The 16,883-nt window shown below is 62.0% G+C and carries 13 protein-coding genes; 4 read left to right on the forward strand and 9 right to left on the reverse strand.

Annotation, left to right across the window (positions count from 1 at the left end; all coding sequences use genetic code 11):
- Positions 1-84 precede the first annotated feature (84 nt).
- The 7 genes from iolB to M0D67_RS40880 all read right to left on the reverse strand — a co-directional run bounded on the left by iolB (position 85) and on the right by M0D67_RS40880 (position 9,167).
- The gene (iolB, locus tag M0D67_RS40850) at positions 85-885 is read right to left on the reverse strand and encodes a 5-deoxy-glucuronate isomerase (RefSeq protein WP_154567221.1); all 801 of its coding nucleotides are present in this window, start codon (positions 883-885) and stop codon (positions 85-87) included.
- Positions 882-1,808: a myo-inosose-2 dehydratase gene (gene iolE / locus M0D67_RS40855; RefSeq protein ID WP_266243299.1), complete on the reverse strand. Its 927-nt coding sequence runs from the start codon at positions 1,806-1,808 to the stop codon at positions 882-884. The genes iolB and iolE overlap by 4 nt, the downstream gene beginning before the upstream one ends.
- A gap of 10 nt (positions 1,809-1,818) precedes the next feature.
- Positions 1,819-3,792 carry a 3D-(3,5/4)-trihydroxycyclohexane-1,2-dione acylhydrolase (decyclizing) gene (gene iolD, locus M0D67_RS40860; RefSeq protein WP_266243301.1) on the reverse strand — a complete coding sequence of 658 codons (1,974 nt, stop codon included), beginning with the start codon at positions 3,790-3,792 and terminating at the stop codon, positions 1,819-1,821.
- Entirely contained in the window at positions 3,789-5,849 is a 2,061-nt protein-coding gene (gene iolC, locus M0D67_RS40865) for a 5-dehydro-2-deoxygluconokinase (RefSeq protein ID WP_266243303.1), read from the reverse strand. Before iolC ends, iolD begins: the two co-directional genes overlap by 4 nt.
- A 66-nt stretch (positions 5,850-5,915) precedes the next feature.
- Positions 5,916-6,740, reverse strand: coding sequence for an ATP-binding cassette domain-containing protein (locus M0D67_RS40870; protein ID WP_054042249.1), 825 nt, complete (start codon positions 6,738-6,740; stop codon positions 5,916-5,918).
- A 13-nt stretch (positions 6,741-6,753) separates the two neighbouring features.
- A complete protein-coding gene (locus M0D67_RS40875; protein WP_154567216.1) occupies positions 6,754-7,929 on the reverse strand; it encodes an ABC transporter permease in 1,176 nt (391 codons plus the stop codon).
- A 191-nt stretch (positions 7,930-8,120) separates the two neighbouring features.
- Positions 8,121-9,167, reverse strand: coding sequence for a sugar ABC transporter substrate-binding protein (locus tag M0D67_RS40880; protein WP_154567215.1), 1,047 nt, complete (start codon positions 9,165-9,167; stop codon positions 8,121-8,123).
- A gap of 277 nt (positions 9,168-9,444) precedes the next feature.
- Between M0D67_RS40880 and M0D67_RS40885 the strand changes: the two genes are divergently transcribed.
- The 4 genes from M0D67_RS40885 to M0D67_RS40900 all read left to right on the forward strand — a co-directional run bounded on the left by M0D67_RS40885 (position 9,445) and on the right by M0D67_RS40900 (position 12,748).
- Positions 9,445-10,326, forward strand: a complete 882-nt coding sequence (locus M0D67_RS40885; protein ID WP_154567214.1) for a MurR/RpiR family transcriptional regulator — start codon at positions 9,445-9,447, stop codon at positions 10,324-10,326.
- Positions 10,319-11,335, forward strand: a complete 1,017-nt coding sequence (gene iolG, locus M0D67_RS40890) for an inositol 2-dehydrogenase (protein WP_211605611.1) — start codon at positions 10,319-10,321, stop codon at positions 11,333-11,335. Before M0D67_RS40885 ends, iolG begins: the two co-directional genes overlap by 8 nt.
- Positions 11,329-12,375: a Gfo/Idh/MocA family oxidoreductase gene (locus M0D67_RS40895; RefSeq protein WP_266243308.1), complete on the forward strand. Its 1,047-nt coding sequence runs from the start codon at positions 11,329-11,331 to the stop codon at positions 12,373-12,375. Before iolG ends, M0D67_RS40895 begins: the two co-directional genes overlap by 7 nt.
- Positions 12,376-12,520: 145 nt before the next feature.
- A complete protein-coding gene (locus M0D67_RS40900; protein ID WP_025600552.1) occupies positions 12,521-12,748 on the forward strand; it encodes a sulfurtransferase TusA family protein in 228 nt (75 codons plus the stop codon).
- A 132-nt stretch (positions 12,749-12,880) separates the two neighbouring features.
- On the opposite strand, the gene galU is transcribed toward M0D67_RS40900, so the two are convergent.
- A complete protein-coding gene (galU, locus tag M0D67_RS40905; protein WP_054042256.1) occupies positions 12,881-13,762 on the reverse strand; it encodes a UTP--glucose-1-phosphate uridylyltransferase GalU in 882 nt (293 codons plus the stop codon).
- 72 nt (positions 13,763-13,834) lie between these two features.
- Entirely contained in the window at positions 13,835-16,714 is a 2,880-nt protein-coding gene (locus tag M0D67_RS40910) for a valine--tRNA ligase (RefSeq protein ID WP_154567212.1), read from the reverse strand.
- Positions 16,715-16,883: the final 169 nt, after the last annotated feature.

The following is a 16,883-nucleotide window of genomic DNA, read 5'->3' on the forward strand; positions in this document are numbered from 1 at the left end:
CAACGCTAATAGACCACTAACAAAACAAGGAAAGGCCAACGCCCCAAGAACACGGCCAAATGCCGCCGCAAAAGGCAAAAACCCCTAGCCATCCTTATTAATAATCCACTCATGCGCGGGATCATTCCGAAAATGCCAGGTCCGCTGCCCCCCAGCCATAACATTCAAATAATAAGATTCATACCCATAGGGAACAACAACAGGATGATACCCACGCGGCACCATCACGACGTCGTGATTCTCCACCGCCATCGACTCATCGATATCGCGCATATCCGTATACACACGCTGAAAAGCAAACCCTTGCGGCGGATCGAGCCGATGATAGTAGGTCTCTTCGAGCGAACTCTCATGAGGCACATTATCCGTATCGTGCTTATGCGGCGGATAGCTTGAAGCATGCCCACCAGGCGTCCGAACCTCGACAACCAGCAAAGACTCCGCAAGCTCAGTCTGCGGAAGAATATCGCATACGTAACGCGTATTCAGCCCTTTCCCTCGCGTGGAACGCTTCATCGTAGAAGGCTCGATCAACCTCGCCGGATACATACCCTTGCCGGGCGCACTCGCCACACCAACCTCCGCATCGCGACAGGCGCGAACCGTCACCCGCACGCCAGGCGGAAAATACACCGCATACGGCGCGGAATCCTCGAACACGCTATCGCGTGAACCCAGCGAACTCCATTTTGCATCAGCAGTTTCAATATCCACCGCGCCCGTCAACACGACGATACACACCTCGCGAGACGGCTCAAACACATGCACGACTTCATCCGCGCCCAACCGGTAAGCAGCAAATCCCACATACCGCCAGCACGCCGACTCAGGCGTCACCCGCGCGATTGTCTGGCCCTCGCGCTGCGCCTTTACCAATAAACTCATGCTGCCTCCTGCTCAGTCCTGCCACCGGCGTCGAGCGGCGCATCGACCAGCGCTCGCAAGGTCCGGAATCCTTTCTGCGCATACTCATACGATGGCGCCACCACCGGGTCCTGTTCCGCTTCAACCACCAGCCAACCACGATAGCCATGCCGCTTCAATCGATCGATGATCGCCGGGAAGTTCACTGCGCCATCGCCCGGTACCGTGAACGCACCGGCGATCACCGCGTCGAGGAAACTCCAGTTGCGATTGCGCGCCAGTTTCATCACCGCGGGTCGAACGTCCTTGCAGTGGACGTGGCACACGCGCCCGATGTGTTTGTCGAGCACCGCGAGCGGATCGCCGCCGGCAAACGTGATGTGTCCGGCATCGAACAGCAGGCCGACGGCGTCGCTCGTGCGCGACATCAGTTGATCGACGTCGGCCGGCGTTTCGACATACGCGCCCATGTGATGATGGTACGCCAGCCGCACGCCGCGGCTCAACGTATAGCGTGCGAATTCATCGACGCGCGCCGCGTACGCGGCCCATTGCGCTTCGCTGAAAAAACGCGGGCGTTGGTACAGCGGTTGCGGTGCGCCCTGGATCGAATCGGCAACTTCGCCGTAGACCATCGCGGTCGCGCCGTTCTGTGCGAGCAGTTCGAGGTGCGGGCCGACCGAGGCGATTTCCTCTTCCACGCTGCGTCGCGCGAGTCGTCCGGAGTACCAGCCGGATACCAAGGCCAGATCGTATTGGGCAAGCAGGGTCTTCAGCGCCTGCGGTTCGCGCGGAAACTTGTTGCCGAGTTCGAAACCCTGGTAGCCGATCTGGCGTCCTTCGGTCAACGCGACTTCGAGTGGCGTTTCGCCGCCGAGCGAAGGCAGGTCATCGTTCATCCACGATAAGGGGTTGATGCCGATACGTACGTCGAAAGCAGTCATGCGGGCGTCCTCATTCGTTGTCGATGTGGCCGGGGCGGTCGCTGGGGTCGGTGGGCGCCGCGCGGGCGGCGAGTTGCGCGTCGTATTGCGAGCGCGCAGCGCGCACGGTGTCGCGCGCCGATACCTCGGGCACGGCGACCTCCCACCACCAGCCGCCGTCGTTCGTGGTGCGGGCGGGGTCGGTGTCGATACTGATCACATAGGTGCGGTCGGCGGCGCGCGCACGCTGCAGCGCGTCTTCAAGTTCGCCGATGTTCGCGACGTGTTCGGCCTCTGCGCCGAGCGCGCGTGCGTGCGCGGCGAAGTCGATCTTCGGCGCGCCAAGCGGGCCCTGCATGCAGTCGTCGAGCAGGTTGTTGAACGGTGCGCCACCGCAAGCCTGTTGCAAGCGGTTGATGCAACCGTAGCCGCGATTGTCGAGCACCACCACGATCAGCTTCGCGCCGATCATCACCGAAGTCGCGATCTCGCTGTTCATCATCAGATAGCTGCCGTCGCCGAGCATTACGATTACTTCACGCGCGGGCCGTGCGAGCTTGACGCCGAGGCCGCCGGCGATCTCGTAGCCCATGCATGAGTAGCCGTATTCGACGTGATACGCGCCCGGTTTGCCGGCGCGCCACAGCTTATGCAATTCGGCCGGCAAGGTTCCCGCTGCGCACACGACGATATCGTCCGTCGCGGAACGCGCGCTCGAACGCTGCACCGCGCCGATCACGTCGCCCTCATACGGCAGCACGGTGTCGCGTTGCGGCGCATGCGTGAGCGTGCTCACGGTGTCGCGCCAGCTTGCCGCGAGCTTATGTGCGCGTGCGGTCCATGTACGGTCCGCGTGCCAGCCTTGCAGGGATTCGGCGAGCGCATCTAATGCAAGACGTGCGTCGGCCTCGACCACCAGCGCGCGATGCTTGATGGCATCGAACGGATTCGCGTTGATGCCGATCACGTCGGCCTGGGTGAACAACGTGTTCGAGCCGGTCGTGAAGTCCTGCAAGCGTGTGCCGATTGCCAGCACGCAGTCGGCATCGTGAGCGAGTGCATTGGCGGCGGGCGAGCCGGTCACGCCCAACGCGCCGGCGTTCAGCGGATCGTTCCAGGCGAGTGAACCCTTGCCGGCCTGAGTTTCGGCCACCGGAATGCCGTGCGCGGCGGCGAAGCGGTGCAGCGCGTCGGTCGCACGGCCATAGAGCACGCCGCCGCCCGCGACGATCAACGGCCGCTTGGCGCGGCGCAGATGAGCAACCGCCGCGTTGATGTCTTCAGCGCGCGGCGCGGGGGAATGGAACGTGACGACGCGTGGCGTAAAGAAATCGGCCGGGAAATCCCATGCTTGCGCTTGCACGTCCTGAGGCAACGCGAGCGTGACAGGACCGCACAACGCCGCATCGGTGAGCACGCGCAGGGCGCGGGGCAATGCATTGAGCAATTGCGCCGGGTGCACGATGCGGTCGAAGTAGCGCGACACCGGTTTGAACGCATCGTTCGCAGAGACGCCGCCATCATGGAAATCTTCAACCTGCTGCAACACCGGATCGGGTGCGCGCGAGATGAACACGTCGCCGGGTAACAGCAGCACCGGCAGACGGTTCACATGCGCGAGCGCGGCCGCGGTGATCAGATTGGTCGCGCCGGGTCCGATCGACGTTGTGACGGCCATCATGCGGCGACGGAAATGCGCCTTCGCATAGGCAATCGCGCTGTGCGCCATCGCCTGTTCGTTGTGGGCGCGTAGCGTGGGCAACGCTTCGCGGTGCTGATACAAGGCTTCGCCCATTCCGGCCACATTGCCGTGCCCGAAGATCGCGAATACGCCGCCAAAGAGCGGCTCGGTGCCGGTGCCGTCTTCGGTCGCGACGCGTTGTGCGGCGAGGTAGCGAACCAGCGCCTGGGCGGTCGTCAGACGGACGGTGCCGCCCGATGGCGCGTGAGCCTGGGTGGCGTCGTTGGCGGACGCCGCATCGTGATGCAATACGCGCTGGTTCATGCCGCCTGCTCCTGATGTGCATGGTCCGCCGTGTTGGGCTGCGTGCTTGTCGTTCCACGCGTCGCACGCCACGACGCGATCAGCGTTTCGAACGTATGGCGCACGCGCGCGATCAGTTCGTCGTCGCTGATTTCACCGGCGAGCCACGCATGGCTCGGCTCGTGAAAGATCGTGCGGCCGACGGTAAAGCCGCGGCATGTCGCCGATTGCGCAGCCGCGCGAAAGCCTTCGTTCAATTGCTCGACGCCCGCCGACAAACCGAGCAACACCACGCCACGGCAGTACGGATCGCGCTCGGCGACCAGCGCGTCGACGGCTTGCCATTGGGCGGCATCCATCGGTTCGAGCTTCCACCATTCCGGATAGATGCCGATGTTGTACAGCCGCTTCAACGCGCGATAAACGATGTCCGGTGCTTGCGGCAGATGCGCGTGTTTCGGCGGAATTACTTCAAGCAGCAATTCGTGGCCGCTCGCTTGCGTCGCATCGTAAAGCGCACGCAGTTGCGCTTCCTGTTCGAGGCGTTGTTCGACGGGTTCGTCGGGATGGAATTGCACGAGGCACTTGGCGATGTGTTCCTGCGGCCAAGCGATCAGCGTCGTGCCGATAGAGCGGCCGTGGTCGAACACGAGCGGCACGGAGCCGGGCAGCTCAACCGGCCGGCCGATCCACCAGCCACGTCCGGTGGCGGCGTTCAATGCGTCCTGACCGTAGCGATCGTCGCTCAGGATGCCGATGCGGCCTTGCAGCCCCAAGGCGGTTTCTGTCTGTGCGACAGCTTCGACGAACAGGCCCTTCAGTTGCACGATACGCGCTTCGTCGGCGCCGGTCTGCTGGGCGAGTTCGAAGAACTGATTGCGGTGATCGAACGCGAAGCCGAGTACTTCGTCCCATTGTTTGCGGGCAGGGGAGACACGATGCAAGCGCGCGAGCGTCGCGTCGCGGTCGGGGCGGCGCATGCGCTGCGGATCGACCTTGGCCTCGCGCAGGAAATAGTCGAGTTCGGCAGGCGTCGGCATCGCAGGCGCACAGCCGTGACGCGAGACGACCAGCGCACCGCTCGCATTCGCCGCACGCGCGCAGGCTTCGAGCGGCTGATCGCGTAACCATCCGGAGAGAAAGCCCGAGGCGAATGCATCGCCTGCGCCGAGTACATTCAACACTTCCACCTCGACTCCGCCGTGAATCGGCAAATCGTCGAGCTTTGCAGGTACTTTGCCGTCGATGATCTGGCAGCCCATCGGCCCGCGCTTCAGAACCAGCGTGGCCGGCGTCACGGCGCGTACCATCGCTAATGCATCGACGAGTTCGGTCTTGCCGCCGGCGATGCGAAACTCCTCCTCAGTGCCGATCACCAGATCGAACAACGGCAGGATGCGCTGCAAGTGTGCGGTCACGCCTTCGCTCGCGACGAAGCGGGTTTCGCCATCCGCCTTGCCCGTGAGACCCCACAACACCGGGCGATAGTCGATATCGAGCACGGTGCGCACGTTATTGCGTCGCGCGTAATCCAGCGCGCGGCGGCTCGTGCGATTCACCTGCTCGGTCGAAAAGTGTGTGCCGGTAATCAGCAGCGCTTTCGACGACGCAATGTACGCCTCGTCGAAATCCGCTTCATCCACCGCCATATCCGCGCAGTTCTCGCGATAAAAGATCAGCGGAAAGGTATCGCGATCTTTCAGACCGAGCAGAACGAGGGCGGTCAGGCGTTCCTGATCGACGCGTACATGACTGACGTCGCAGCCTTCCTTCGTCAAGGTCTCGGTGAGAAAACGCCCCATGTGATCGTTGCCGACGCGCGCCAGCATCGCCGATGCAAGCCCGAGCCGCGCGCAACCGAACGCGATATTCGCGGATGAACCGCCAAGATACTTCGCGAAGCTCGACACGTCTTCGAGTCGCGCGCCGACCTGCTGCGCGTACAGATCGACGGCAAGACGGCCAAGACAGACGATGTCGCGACTGCGCTCCGGTGCGAAACGGCTGGCCGTTGCCGCTGAAGTGGAAGTGAGCCCGCCACCGTTCACGATCCCGCTGGATGTGCTGGAATGATTCATGAATATTCCTGAATAGCTGAGCGCGGGCGTGAGGCGCGGTAAGCGCCGGAAGCCCGCGCGAATGAATCAGATCGTCGCGCCGTCGAGTTCGCCGATCATCTTCTGCATTTCGGCGCCGCCGGCCATCATGTCGAGTACTTCGTCCTTGCTGATGGTGTCCTTCGTGAACGTGCCGAGCGATTTGCCGCGATTGAGCAGCGTGAACGAATCGCCGATCGGATACGCGTGGTGCACGTTGTGTGTGATGAAAATCACCGAGATGCCTTTCGCGCGCGCCGTGTGGATCAGTTTCAGCACGTTGAAGCTCTGCTTGACGCCGAGCGCGGCAGTCGGCTCGTCGAGAATTAGCACGCGCGCGCCGAAGTGAATCGCCCGGGCGATCGCGAGGCATTGCTTCTCGCCGCCGGACATCGTTCCAATCGGTTGATGCGGATCGCGCACGTTGATGCCCATTTCGGCGAGCTTGTCGCGTGCGGTGGTGGCGCTGGTTTCGAGGTCCATCACGTTGATGAAACCAAACAGTTTTTTCTGCGGCTCGCGGCCCATGAAAAAGTTGCGCGCCACGGAGAGCAAGGGCACCAGCGCCAGATCCTGATAGACGGTGGCGATGCCGAGATCGAGCGCGTCTTTCGGCGACTCGAACTGCACCGGCTTGCCGTCCACCAGATATTGACCGGAGGAGGGTCGATGCACGCCGGCGAGCGTCTTGATCAACGTCGACTTACCCGCGCCGTTGTCGCCGAGCAGGCAATGCACTTCGCCGCGCTTCAGGCGCAAGGTCACGCCGCTTAGCGCGATGACCTGGCCGAAGTACTTGCTGACGTCTTCGAGTGCGAGGATCACGTCGTCCTGCGGCTTGGCCGCGGTGTTCACGGTATTCGTATCGGACATGGTCGTCTCCTCGTTACGACTGCGCGACGCGGCGGCGCACGTAGTGATTGAACAGCACGGCGATCAGCAGCATCACGCCGAGGAACACGCGGAACCAGTCGGAATCGACATTCGTATAGGTGATGCCGATCTGCACGACGCCGAAGATCAACGCGCCGAAGCAGGCGCCGATCACCGAACCGTAGCCGCCGGTCAGCAGCGTGCCGCCAATCACCGCCGCGATGATGGCCTCGAATTCGGCCTGCAGCCCGCGGTCGGCCGCGGCCGAGCCGATGTCGCACACTTGCAGCACGGCGAACAGGCACGCGCAGAACGCGGTTAGCACGAACAGCGAAATCTTCACGCGCCGTACCGGCACACCGACGTTCTTCGCCGCGTTGGCGTCGCCGCCAACCGCGAAAATCCAGTTGCCGAAGCGGGTCTTGGCGAGGGTGAACGCACAGACTGCGGCAAGCGCGAACCACCAGAGCAGCACTTTCGGGATGCCCGGCACGAGCGGGTTGCCGTTATCGAGCAGCTTCACAACACCGATATGGCCGAGCCAGGTGAACAGGCCCTTGAACGCGACACCCTGGAACAAGGTATGGGCGAGCCAGTCGTGAGCGGCGACGTCGCCCACGCCGGAGATGATCGTGCGGTCGGCGAACATGACCGACAGGGCCAGCGTGAGGCCGCGCAGGATGAACAGGAACGCCAGCGTCACGATGAATGACGGCAGCCGCGTGCGCATCACCAGATAGCCGTTGAGTGCGCCGAGCAGCATCGATCCGGCGAACGCGAACACGATCGACAAGGCAATCGGCCAGTGGAAGTACATCGTGGGCAGCGCGACCATCATGCCCGAGAAGCCGATCATCGAACCGATCGACAGATCGAATTCGCCGGCGATCATCAACAGGCATGCACCGACTGAGATGAGGCCGAGATACGCGGCCACTTGCGACCAGTTCATCACGCCGTCGAGGTTGAACATGCCGGAGTTGCCGGCCGCAATCCCAAACACGAGGAACACCATCACGGTGCCGGCGAGGGCGGCGAATTCCGGACGGTTCAGCAGATGCCGGAACCACGATTCCTGGCGCACGCGCTCATCGGCCGCCGCGGGCGCACCGCCGGACGTTGACGTCGTCGCGGTGTTCGAAGGGGGCTGCTTGCGGGGATGAGGGTGGAAGGGGTTGGCTACGCCCATTGAAGCTCTCCTTGATGCGCCCGGCTTTTCGCAGTCATCAAAGGACTGCAATCGGACCGCATGGCGCGTAATGCACGTAAAACGTGGTGAATGCAGGCGTGGGGCGGCCTGGCCAGTTGCGGCCGGCCGCGTCCACTTTCTTCATACCTGCCGGAACGGTTCTCCCGTGTCCGTACTTCCAGCGAAATGCGTTAGCGGTACTGCCCTGCGTACTTGACCACCTTGTCGATATTGGCCTTGGTGATGAAACCCGGGCCGGAACCGATATTGCGCGGCCCATAGGCGGGCTGCAGGCCGTACGTGGTGAGACGTTGCTGGAACTTCGGATTGGCCTGCAGGATCTGGCGGATCTTCGCCGGATCTGTGGTGTGTTCCTTCTTCACGATGGCCAGTACGGCAACCGGGATATAGCCCTGCAGGTAGGGTTGCTGGTCGATGGCGAACTGGATCGTGCCGTCCTGGATGCCCTTCGCAATGTCATTGTCGAAGTCGAATGTCGCGAACCAGACCTTGCCGGCGAGGCCCATCTGCTGCAGCGCCTTCATCGTCGGCGCGGCCGAGAGCGGACCGAGGGTGAGCACCGCCTGGGTGTTCGGGTGATTGCGCAGATACGCGCTCACTTTCGATTGCACACCGGTCGGGTCCTGGCCCGCGTCGAGCGTCGAGGACTTGAAGTCGACGCCGATCGCCTCGGCAAAGCCGCGGCAGCGTTCGAACGAAGCCGGGTTGGTCGCGTAGTGGTTCACGCACAGGAACGACTTGATGCCCGCTGCTTTCGCTTTCTGGCCTGCCGCTTTGCCCGCGGCGTATTCAGGCTGACCGACGTGCATGATTGCGCCAAGCTGCGCGCTTTGCTCCTCAGTGCCGGAATTGATCGTGACGAGCGGAATGTGCTTCTCCGTGACCTTGGCGAGCGAACTCTTGAGCACGTCGAAGTCTGCGATCGAAACGATCACGCCGTCGTAGTTGCGCGCGGCGGCCTGTTCGACCAGACGCGCCATATCGGCGATGTCGCCGTTCGGCGGATTGCGGTAGTCGGTCTCGACGTTGAAATCTTCGTCGGCCTGTTTGATGGCGTTCTTGATGGTGTTCCACCACGAATCCGAATCCGGCGCGTGGCTGATCAGCACGAAGTGAGCGTCAGCCGCGCGGGCGGACGACGCCGCACCGAATCCCGTCGCCAACGTCAATGCCGCCACCAGAATCCTGAGCGTAGCCTTGCCCTTGCAAAGTCTCATTGTCTCCACCTTTCTCGGTCTGTCGTTATTGAAGGGAGCGTCTGGCGGGCGGCTTTCCGATTGCGTGCGTTGCGGCAGACGTCAGCCGATGCACCATCGCTCACGACCAAGATTAGGTCATCTTCCGAAGCCTTGCAATGAAAATTTCATGACAAATAAAAATAGAAAATACGTTCCATTTGGTGGGGCGCCTGCCTATAATCGGCAGCGTCAGGACACTGTGCGGCGCGCGCTGGAAGCGCCTTCCGCACTGCAATAAAGCAACGAAGAGAGAGCCATGGCGGAAGAGAGCACCGAAGACTTGCCGAGCGTCGAAGAATTGATGCAGCGCATCGCGGAAAACTACGAGGCGCTGCCGCGGCAATTGAAGAATGTCGCGACGTATATCGAGCAGCATCGCTCGAGCGTGATGGTGGATCGCACCAGCGATATCGCCGCGAGCTGCGGCGTGCATCCGTCCGCGGTGGTGCGTTTTGCGCAGCGCTTCGGCTTTTCCGGCTTCTCCGATCTGCAGGCGGTATTTCGTCAGGCGTACACGGGGCAGGGCACGTCCTCGCCGAGTTATCAGCAGCGGATTCGCAAGCTGATCGACGAGAAGCCTGGCGCGTTGTCCGGCGGCTCCGTGGCGCGCGAATTTATCGCGGCCTCGCGCGGCGGTCTCGAAGAACTTGAAGCCGGCCTCGACGACCAGCAGTTCGACGCCGCCGTGAAGATGCTGCAGCAGGCCGACAACATCTACGTGATCGGCGTGCGGCGCTCGTTTCCGGTGGCGAGCTACATCGTCTACGCGTTGCAGCACACCCCCAAGCGCGTGCATCTGGTGTCCGGCTTCGGCGGCATGTACCGCGAACAGATTCGCAGCGTGAAGAAGGGCGACGTGGTGATCGCGATCAGCTTCGCCCCGTATGGCAAGGAAACACAGTACTGCCTGCGTGTTGCGCACCATCATCAAGCGAAGACGCTGGTTATTACGGATAGCCAACTTTCTCCGCTGGCGCGTTACGCTACCACCCAACTGTATGTGAAAGAGGGCAGCGCGTTTGCGTTCCGCTCGCTGACCAGCACGATCTGTTTGTGCCAGGCGTTGTTCATCGCGCTCGCGTACAAGCTCGAACTGAACGTAGAAGAATCCAAAGACACTGGAGGATACGATGACTGAGGCGGTAAAGACGATCGACGTAGCGGTATTCGGTGCGGGACGTATCGGCAAGATTCATGCGGCGAATCTGGCGCGGCAACCGGGCGTGCGGCTCAAGTATGTGGTCGATGTGAATCGCGAGGCGGCCGCGGCGCTCGCCGCCGAGCACGGCGCGCAGGTTGCGGATATCGACGGCGCGATGGGCGACGCGTCGATCGGTGCGACGGTGATCTGTTCGAGCACGGACACGCACGCGGATCTGATCATGAAATCGGCCGCACAGAAGAAACATGTGTTCTGCGAGAAGCCGGTCGATCTGACTTTGGAGCGGGCGCGTGCCTGCGCCGAGGCGGTGGAGCGTGCGGGCGTGGTTTGCATGATCGGTTTTCAGCGCCGCTTCGACCCGACCTTTTCCGCGTTGAAAGCGCGCATCGATGCGGGCGAAATCGGCACGCCGGAAATGCTGGTGGTGACGAGCCGCGATCCGGGCGCACCGCCGGTTGAGTACATCAAGCACTCGGGCGGCATTTTCAAGGACATGTTGATTCACGACTTCGACATCTTTCGCTGGATTCTCGATGACGAAGCCGACACGCTGCATGCCACGGGTAGTTGTCTTTCGGATCCGGCAATTGCCGAAGCGGGCGATATCGATTCGACCGCGGTGACGATCCGCACGAAGCACGGCCGCCTGTGCCAGATCAACACCGCGCGGCGCGCGGCTTATGGGTATGACCAGCGTTTCGAGGTGCTCGGCAGCACCGGCATGCTGCAGGCGGGCAATGTACGGCCCACCGAGGTCACCGCGTATTCGAAAACCGAAGTGTCGAGCGACGTGCCCGAGGCGTTTTTCCTCGAACGTTATCGCGCGGCGTACGCACTGGAAATCGCGCATTTCTTCGATGCGGTCACGCACGGCAAGCCGGTGCGAACCACCGTCGCCGACGGCCTGAAAGCGCTCGAACTGGCAGACGCTGCGACGCGCTCGTGGCGTGAGGGTCGCGCCGTGAAGCTCGGGGAGGCATCGTGACGAACGCGACGACTGGGCGGCTTCGTTTGGGTGTGGTCGGCTTGGGGCGGTTGGGCAAGCGCCACGCGGAGAATCTGGCGTATCGCGTGCCGGGTGCGGCGCTTGTGGCCGCTTGCAGTCCGGTGGAGGAGGAGCGGGCGTGGGCGCGCGAGGCGTTGCCCGAACCGCGTCTCTACGACGACTATGCGGCCCTGCTCGCCGATCGCGACGTGGACGCGGTGTGGCTCGTCACGCCGTCGTCCTTGCACGCGCAGCAGATTATCGATGCATTGCGGGCCGGCAAACATGTGTTCTGCGAGAAGCCGCTGTCGCTGGATCTCGCCGAGTGCGAGCGCGTATTGGCCGAGGCCGCGCGCTATCCGCATTTGCAGGCGACCATCGGCTTCATGCGGCGTTTCGATCCGAGCTACAAGGATGCGTTCGACAAGATCGAAGCCGGCAAGATCGGCCGACCGTTTCTGGTGCGCTCGCAAACCACCGATCAGAACGACAACGACGGCTTCTTCGTGCGTTTCGCGGCGACCTCCGGTGGGATCTTTCTGGACTGCACGGTGCACGACATCGACGTCGCGCGCTGGCTGCTCGGCAAACCGCGCGCCAAACGCGTGTTTGCGGCGGGCGCGGTCGCATTGCACGAGGGGCTGCGGGAATTCGGCGACGTCGATAACGGCGTGGCGATCTGCGAATTCGAGGACGGCAAGCTCGCGATGTTCTATGCGTCACGCACACAAGCTCACGGTAACGACACGCATAGCGAGGTGATCGGCACAGCCGGCGCGCTGGCGATTGGCCACAATCCGCGGGCAAATCGCGTCGAGATCTACGACGCGACGGGCATTCGCAACGAATGCACGCCGACCTTCTTCGATCGCTTCGAGGATGCGTTTTTGCATGAGGCGCGCGCCTTCGTGGCGGCGGTGCAGGGCGGTGCGGCATCGAATGCGCAAGCAGGCGCCACGCTTGCCGACGCGCTCGAAGCGACGCGGATCGGCATGGCGTTGCGCCAGTCTTTGCAGAGCGGAGAGGCGGTCACGTTGTAGCGCCCAAGGCACCAAAACGCCGCCGGATTGCGACAATCGACATGACTGCGTCGCTTCCGGCGGCTAAACGACACCTGCTGTAGAATTTGACCCTCTGTCCGGCGTCGCTTACGACGCCTCATCCCGAAGGTCATCGTCGATGCAAATTCAGGTTCACAAGGAAGTCGATGCGCGCGGGCTGATGTGCCCGCTGCCCATTTTGCGCGCCAAGAAGGCGCTCGCCGACATGGAAAGCGGCCAGATTCTCAAGGTACTGGCCACCGATCCGGGCTCGCAGCGCGATTTCGCCGCATTCGCGAAGCAAACCGGCAACGAAATCGTCGAAAGCTCGGCGCACGACAAGGTTTTCACGTTTCTGATGAAGCGCCGCTGAAATACAAAACAAAAATACCAAACAAAAGGCGCTGTGCCCGCAATTGCGGGGCACAGCGCCTTTTTTACGTCTGACTACTGCTTATCGCGAGAGGCTAACAGCGCAAGGGTTCTGCGCGGCTGTCCCCGTTGCTCAGCCTTCCAGCACCGGCGAACGGGTACGCAGATATTCTTCGAAATCCGCAGCCACTTCCGGGTGACGCAGCGCGAACTCGACCGTCGCCTTCAGATAACCCAGCTTGCTGCCGCAGTCGAAACGCGTGCCGTGGTACTTGTAAGCCAGCACTTGCTCATCGGCGAGCAGCGACTGAATCGCGTCCGTCAACTGCAATTCGCCGCCCGCGCCCGGCTTCAGCGCGCGCAGATGTTCGAAAATACGCGGCTTTAGCACATAGCGGCCTACCACGCCGAGATTCGACGGTGCGACGTCCGGTTCCGGCTTTTCGACGATGCCCGACATCTTGATGATCGAGTCTTCCCACTCCTTGCCGTCGACGATACCGTACGACTTCGTCTCCGAGTGCGGGATCTCTTCGACACCGATCACCGAGCTGTGATAGTGGTCGAACACCTCGATCATCTGCGTCATGACAGGCGGCTTGCCGTAGAGCAAGTCGTCCGCGAGGATGACGGCGAACGGGTTGTCGCCCACCAGCTTTTCAGCGCACATCACCGCGTGGCCGAGACCAAGCGCTTCCGGCTGACGCACGTAGAAGCAGTCCACATGGCTCGGCTTGATGCTGCGCACGAGTTCCAGCAGCTTGTCCTTGCCACGCGCCTGGAGTTCGGCCTCGATTTCGTATGACTTATCGAAATGGTCCTCGATCGCGCGCTTGCTGCGCCCCGTGACAAAGATCATTTCGGTGATGCCGGCCGCCATTGCCTCTTCCACCGCGTATTGAATCAGCGGCTTGTCGACGATCGGCAGCATCTCCTTCGGGCTTGCCTTCGTGGCAGGGAGGAACCGGGTGCCAAGACCTGCTACCGGAAAAACCGCTTTTGTAACTTTTAGCATGTGATTACCCTGAATCCTCTGGTTTAGCTTTGTGCCCTGTCAGCCCGCAACGGGGCGGACAGGGCGCGTCGATCAGGCCGGCAAACGCGCCAATTGGGCTTTCAGCTTGCCGATAGTGGTTTCGAATTCTGCCAGCCTTTTCTGCTCCTGCTCAACGACTGCCGGTGGCGCCTTTGCCACAAAGCTTTCATTCTGCAATTTGGCATTGCACTTGATGACTTCCGTGCCAAGCCGCGCAATTTCCTTCGACAGACGCTCGCGCTCGACGGCAACGTCGATTTCCACCTTCAGCACGAGCTTGTCATTCCCTACGATAGCAATTGGCGCGCCATCTGCCTGCGCGTCCAGCGTTGCCTCGTCGGCAATGATCTGCACCTCCGACAAACGAGCCAATGCCTGAGCGTACGGAGCGAAGGTTGCGAGGCGCTCCGCGTTGCCGGTAGCGAGCAACGGCACCTTGACCGCCGGCGACAGATTCATCTCGCCACGCAGATTCCGGCACGCATCGATCACTGCTTTCAGGTCGGCCGCCCATTGCTCCGCGTCTTCGTCGATCTTCGACGGCTCCGCAACGGGGTAGGGTTGCACCATGATGGACGCTTCGCCCTCGGCTTTGCCTTCGGGATAACGTCCGGCCAACGGTGCAACTTTTTGCCACAGCGCTTCAGTGATGAACGGAATCACCGGATGCGCGAGGCGCAACACCGTCTCGAGTACGCGCAGCAGCGTGCGGCGCGTTGCGCGCTGCTGGTTCGGCTGACCCGTCTGGATCTGAACCTTGGCGAGTTCGAGATACCAGTCACAGTATTCGTCCCATACGAACTTGTATAGGGCGTTGGCCACATTGTCAAAACGATAGTCGGCGAAACCCTTGGCGATTTCCGCTTCCACACGTTGTAGACGCGAAACGATCCAGCGGTCGGCCGCCGAAAAATTCAGGTGGCCGTCCGGACCGCATTCGCCGCATTGCTCCGGCTTGCCGAAACCGCAATCGTGGCCTTCGCAATTCATCAGCACAAAGCGGGTGGCATTCCACAGCTTGTTGCAGAAGTTGCGATAGCCTTCGCAGCGCGCGAGATCGAAGTTGACGTTGCGGCCGAGCGTGGCCATCGACGCCATCGTGAAGCGCAGCGCGTCGGTGCCGAACGCCGGAATGCCGTCCGGGAATTCCTTGCGGGTTTTCTTTTCGATCGACGCAGCCTGCTTCGGATTCATCAGGCCGGTGGTGCGCTTGGCGACCAGCGCGTCCAGGTCGATGCCGTCGACGATATCGATCGGGTCGAGCGTATTGCCCTTGCTCTTCGACATCTTCTGGCCTTCGGCGTCGCGCACGAGACCGTGCACGTAGACCGTGTCGAACGGCACCTTACCGGTGAAGTGCGTGGTCATCATGACCATGCGCGCGACCCAGAAGAAGATGATGTCGAAACCGGTGACCAGCACCGACGAAGGCATGAAGTGCTTCAACTCCGGCGTCTCGGCGGGCCAGCCGAGCGACGAGAACGGCACCAGCGCCGACGAGAACCACGTGTCGAGCACATCATCGTCGCGCTTGAGCGGGCCCGTGTAACCGGCTTCTGCGGCCTTCTCGCGCGCGCCTTCTTCGGTGTTGGCGACGAAGATTTCACCGTTTTCGCCGTACCACGCCGGGATCTGATGGCCCCACCAGAGTTGGCGCGAGATACACCAGTCCTGGATGTTTTCGAGCCACTGGTAATACGTGGTGGACCAGTTTTCCGGCACGAACTTGATTTCGCCGCTGCGAACCACGTCGAGCGCCGTTTCCGCGATCGACTTGCCCGGATTGAAGGTGCCTTCCGGCGCCGGCTTGCTCATGGCGACGAACCATTGGTCCGTCAGCATCGGCTCGATCACGACGCCCGTGCGGTCGCCGCGCGGCACCATCAGCTTGTGCGGCTTGACCGATTCGAGTGCGCTGAGCGCTTCGAGATCCATCACCACCTGCTTGCGGGCTTCGAAACGATCCAGACCGCGGTAGGTTTCCGGCGCGTTGTCGTTGATTTTCGCGTCGAGCGTGAGGATCTCGATCATCGGCAGCTTGTGGCGCAGGCCGACCTGATAGTCGTTGAAATCGTGCGCGGGCGTGACCTTGACCACGCCGGTGCCGAATTCGCGGTCGACGTAGTCGTCGGCGATGATCGGGACTTCGCGGCCGGAGAGCGGCAGCGTGACCGTTTTGCCGATCAGATGCGCATAGCGTTCGTCTTCCGGATGGACCATCACGGCGGTATCGCCGAGCATGGTTTCCGGGCGCGTGGTGGCGACCGTCAGATGGCCCGAGCCGTCCGTGAGCGGATACTGGATGTGCCAGAGGTGGCCGTTTTCTTCTTCGCTGACCACTTCGAGGTCGGAGACCGCGGTGAGCAGCACCGGATCCCAGTTCACGAGGCGCTTGCCGCGGTAGATCAGGCCTTGTTCATACAGGCGTACGAACACGTCGCGCACGGCGGCCGACATTTTGTCGTCCATCGTGAAGTATTCGCGCGACCAGTCGATCGACGCGCCTAGGCGGCGCACCTGATTCGTGATGGTCGAGCCGGATTCCTGCTTCCATTCCCAGACGCGTTCGGTGAATTTTTCGCGGCCGAGGTCATGACGGGAGACGCCTTTCGCATCCAGTTGCCGTTCGACGACGATTTGCGTGGCGATGCCTGCGTGGTCCGTTCCCGGCACCCAGAGGGTGTTTTCACCGAGCATGCGGTGATAGCGGGTGAGGCCGTCCATGATCGTCTGGTTGAACGCATGGCCCATATGCAGGGTGCCGGTGACGTTCGGCGGCGGCAACTGGATCGAGAAGTCTTTCTTGTTTTCGTCGAAGGTGGGCGCCGCGTAGGCGCGCTTTTCCCATTCGGGGCCCCAGTGGGCCTCGATGGTGTGGGGCTCGAAGCTTTTGGCAAGTGTGGAGGTGGGGTCGCTCGGGGTCTCGCTCATTTCTGTCCGTCTGCTGGTGGATGCAAAGAATGCTCGATTATAAGCGGCGCTGCCGGTGAGAGGATTTAGGGGTGGTTTTTGCCTGCGCGGCGCTTTTGTCAGTTTTCTTAGGGCTTTGGCCTTTCCTTGATCTGGCTTTGGTGCCTTTCCTTGAATTGTTAGTGGTCTA

The sequence above is a fragment of the Paraburkholderia sp. SECH4 genome (assembly GCF_030511745.1).
GTDB lineage: Bacteria > Pseudomonadota > Gammaproteobacteria > Burkholderiales > Burkholderiaceae > Paraburkholderia > Paraburkholderia madseniana.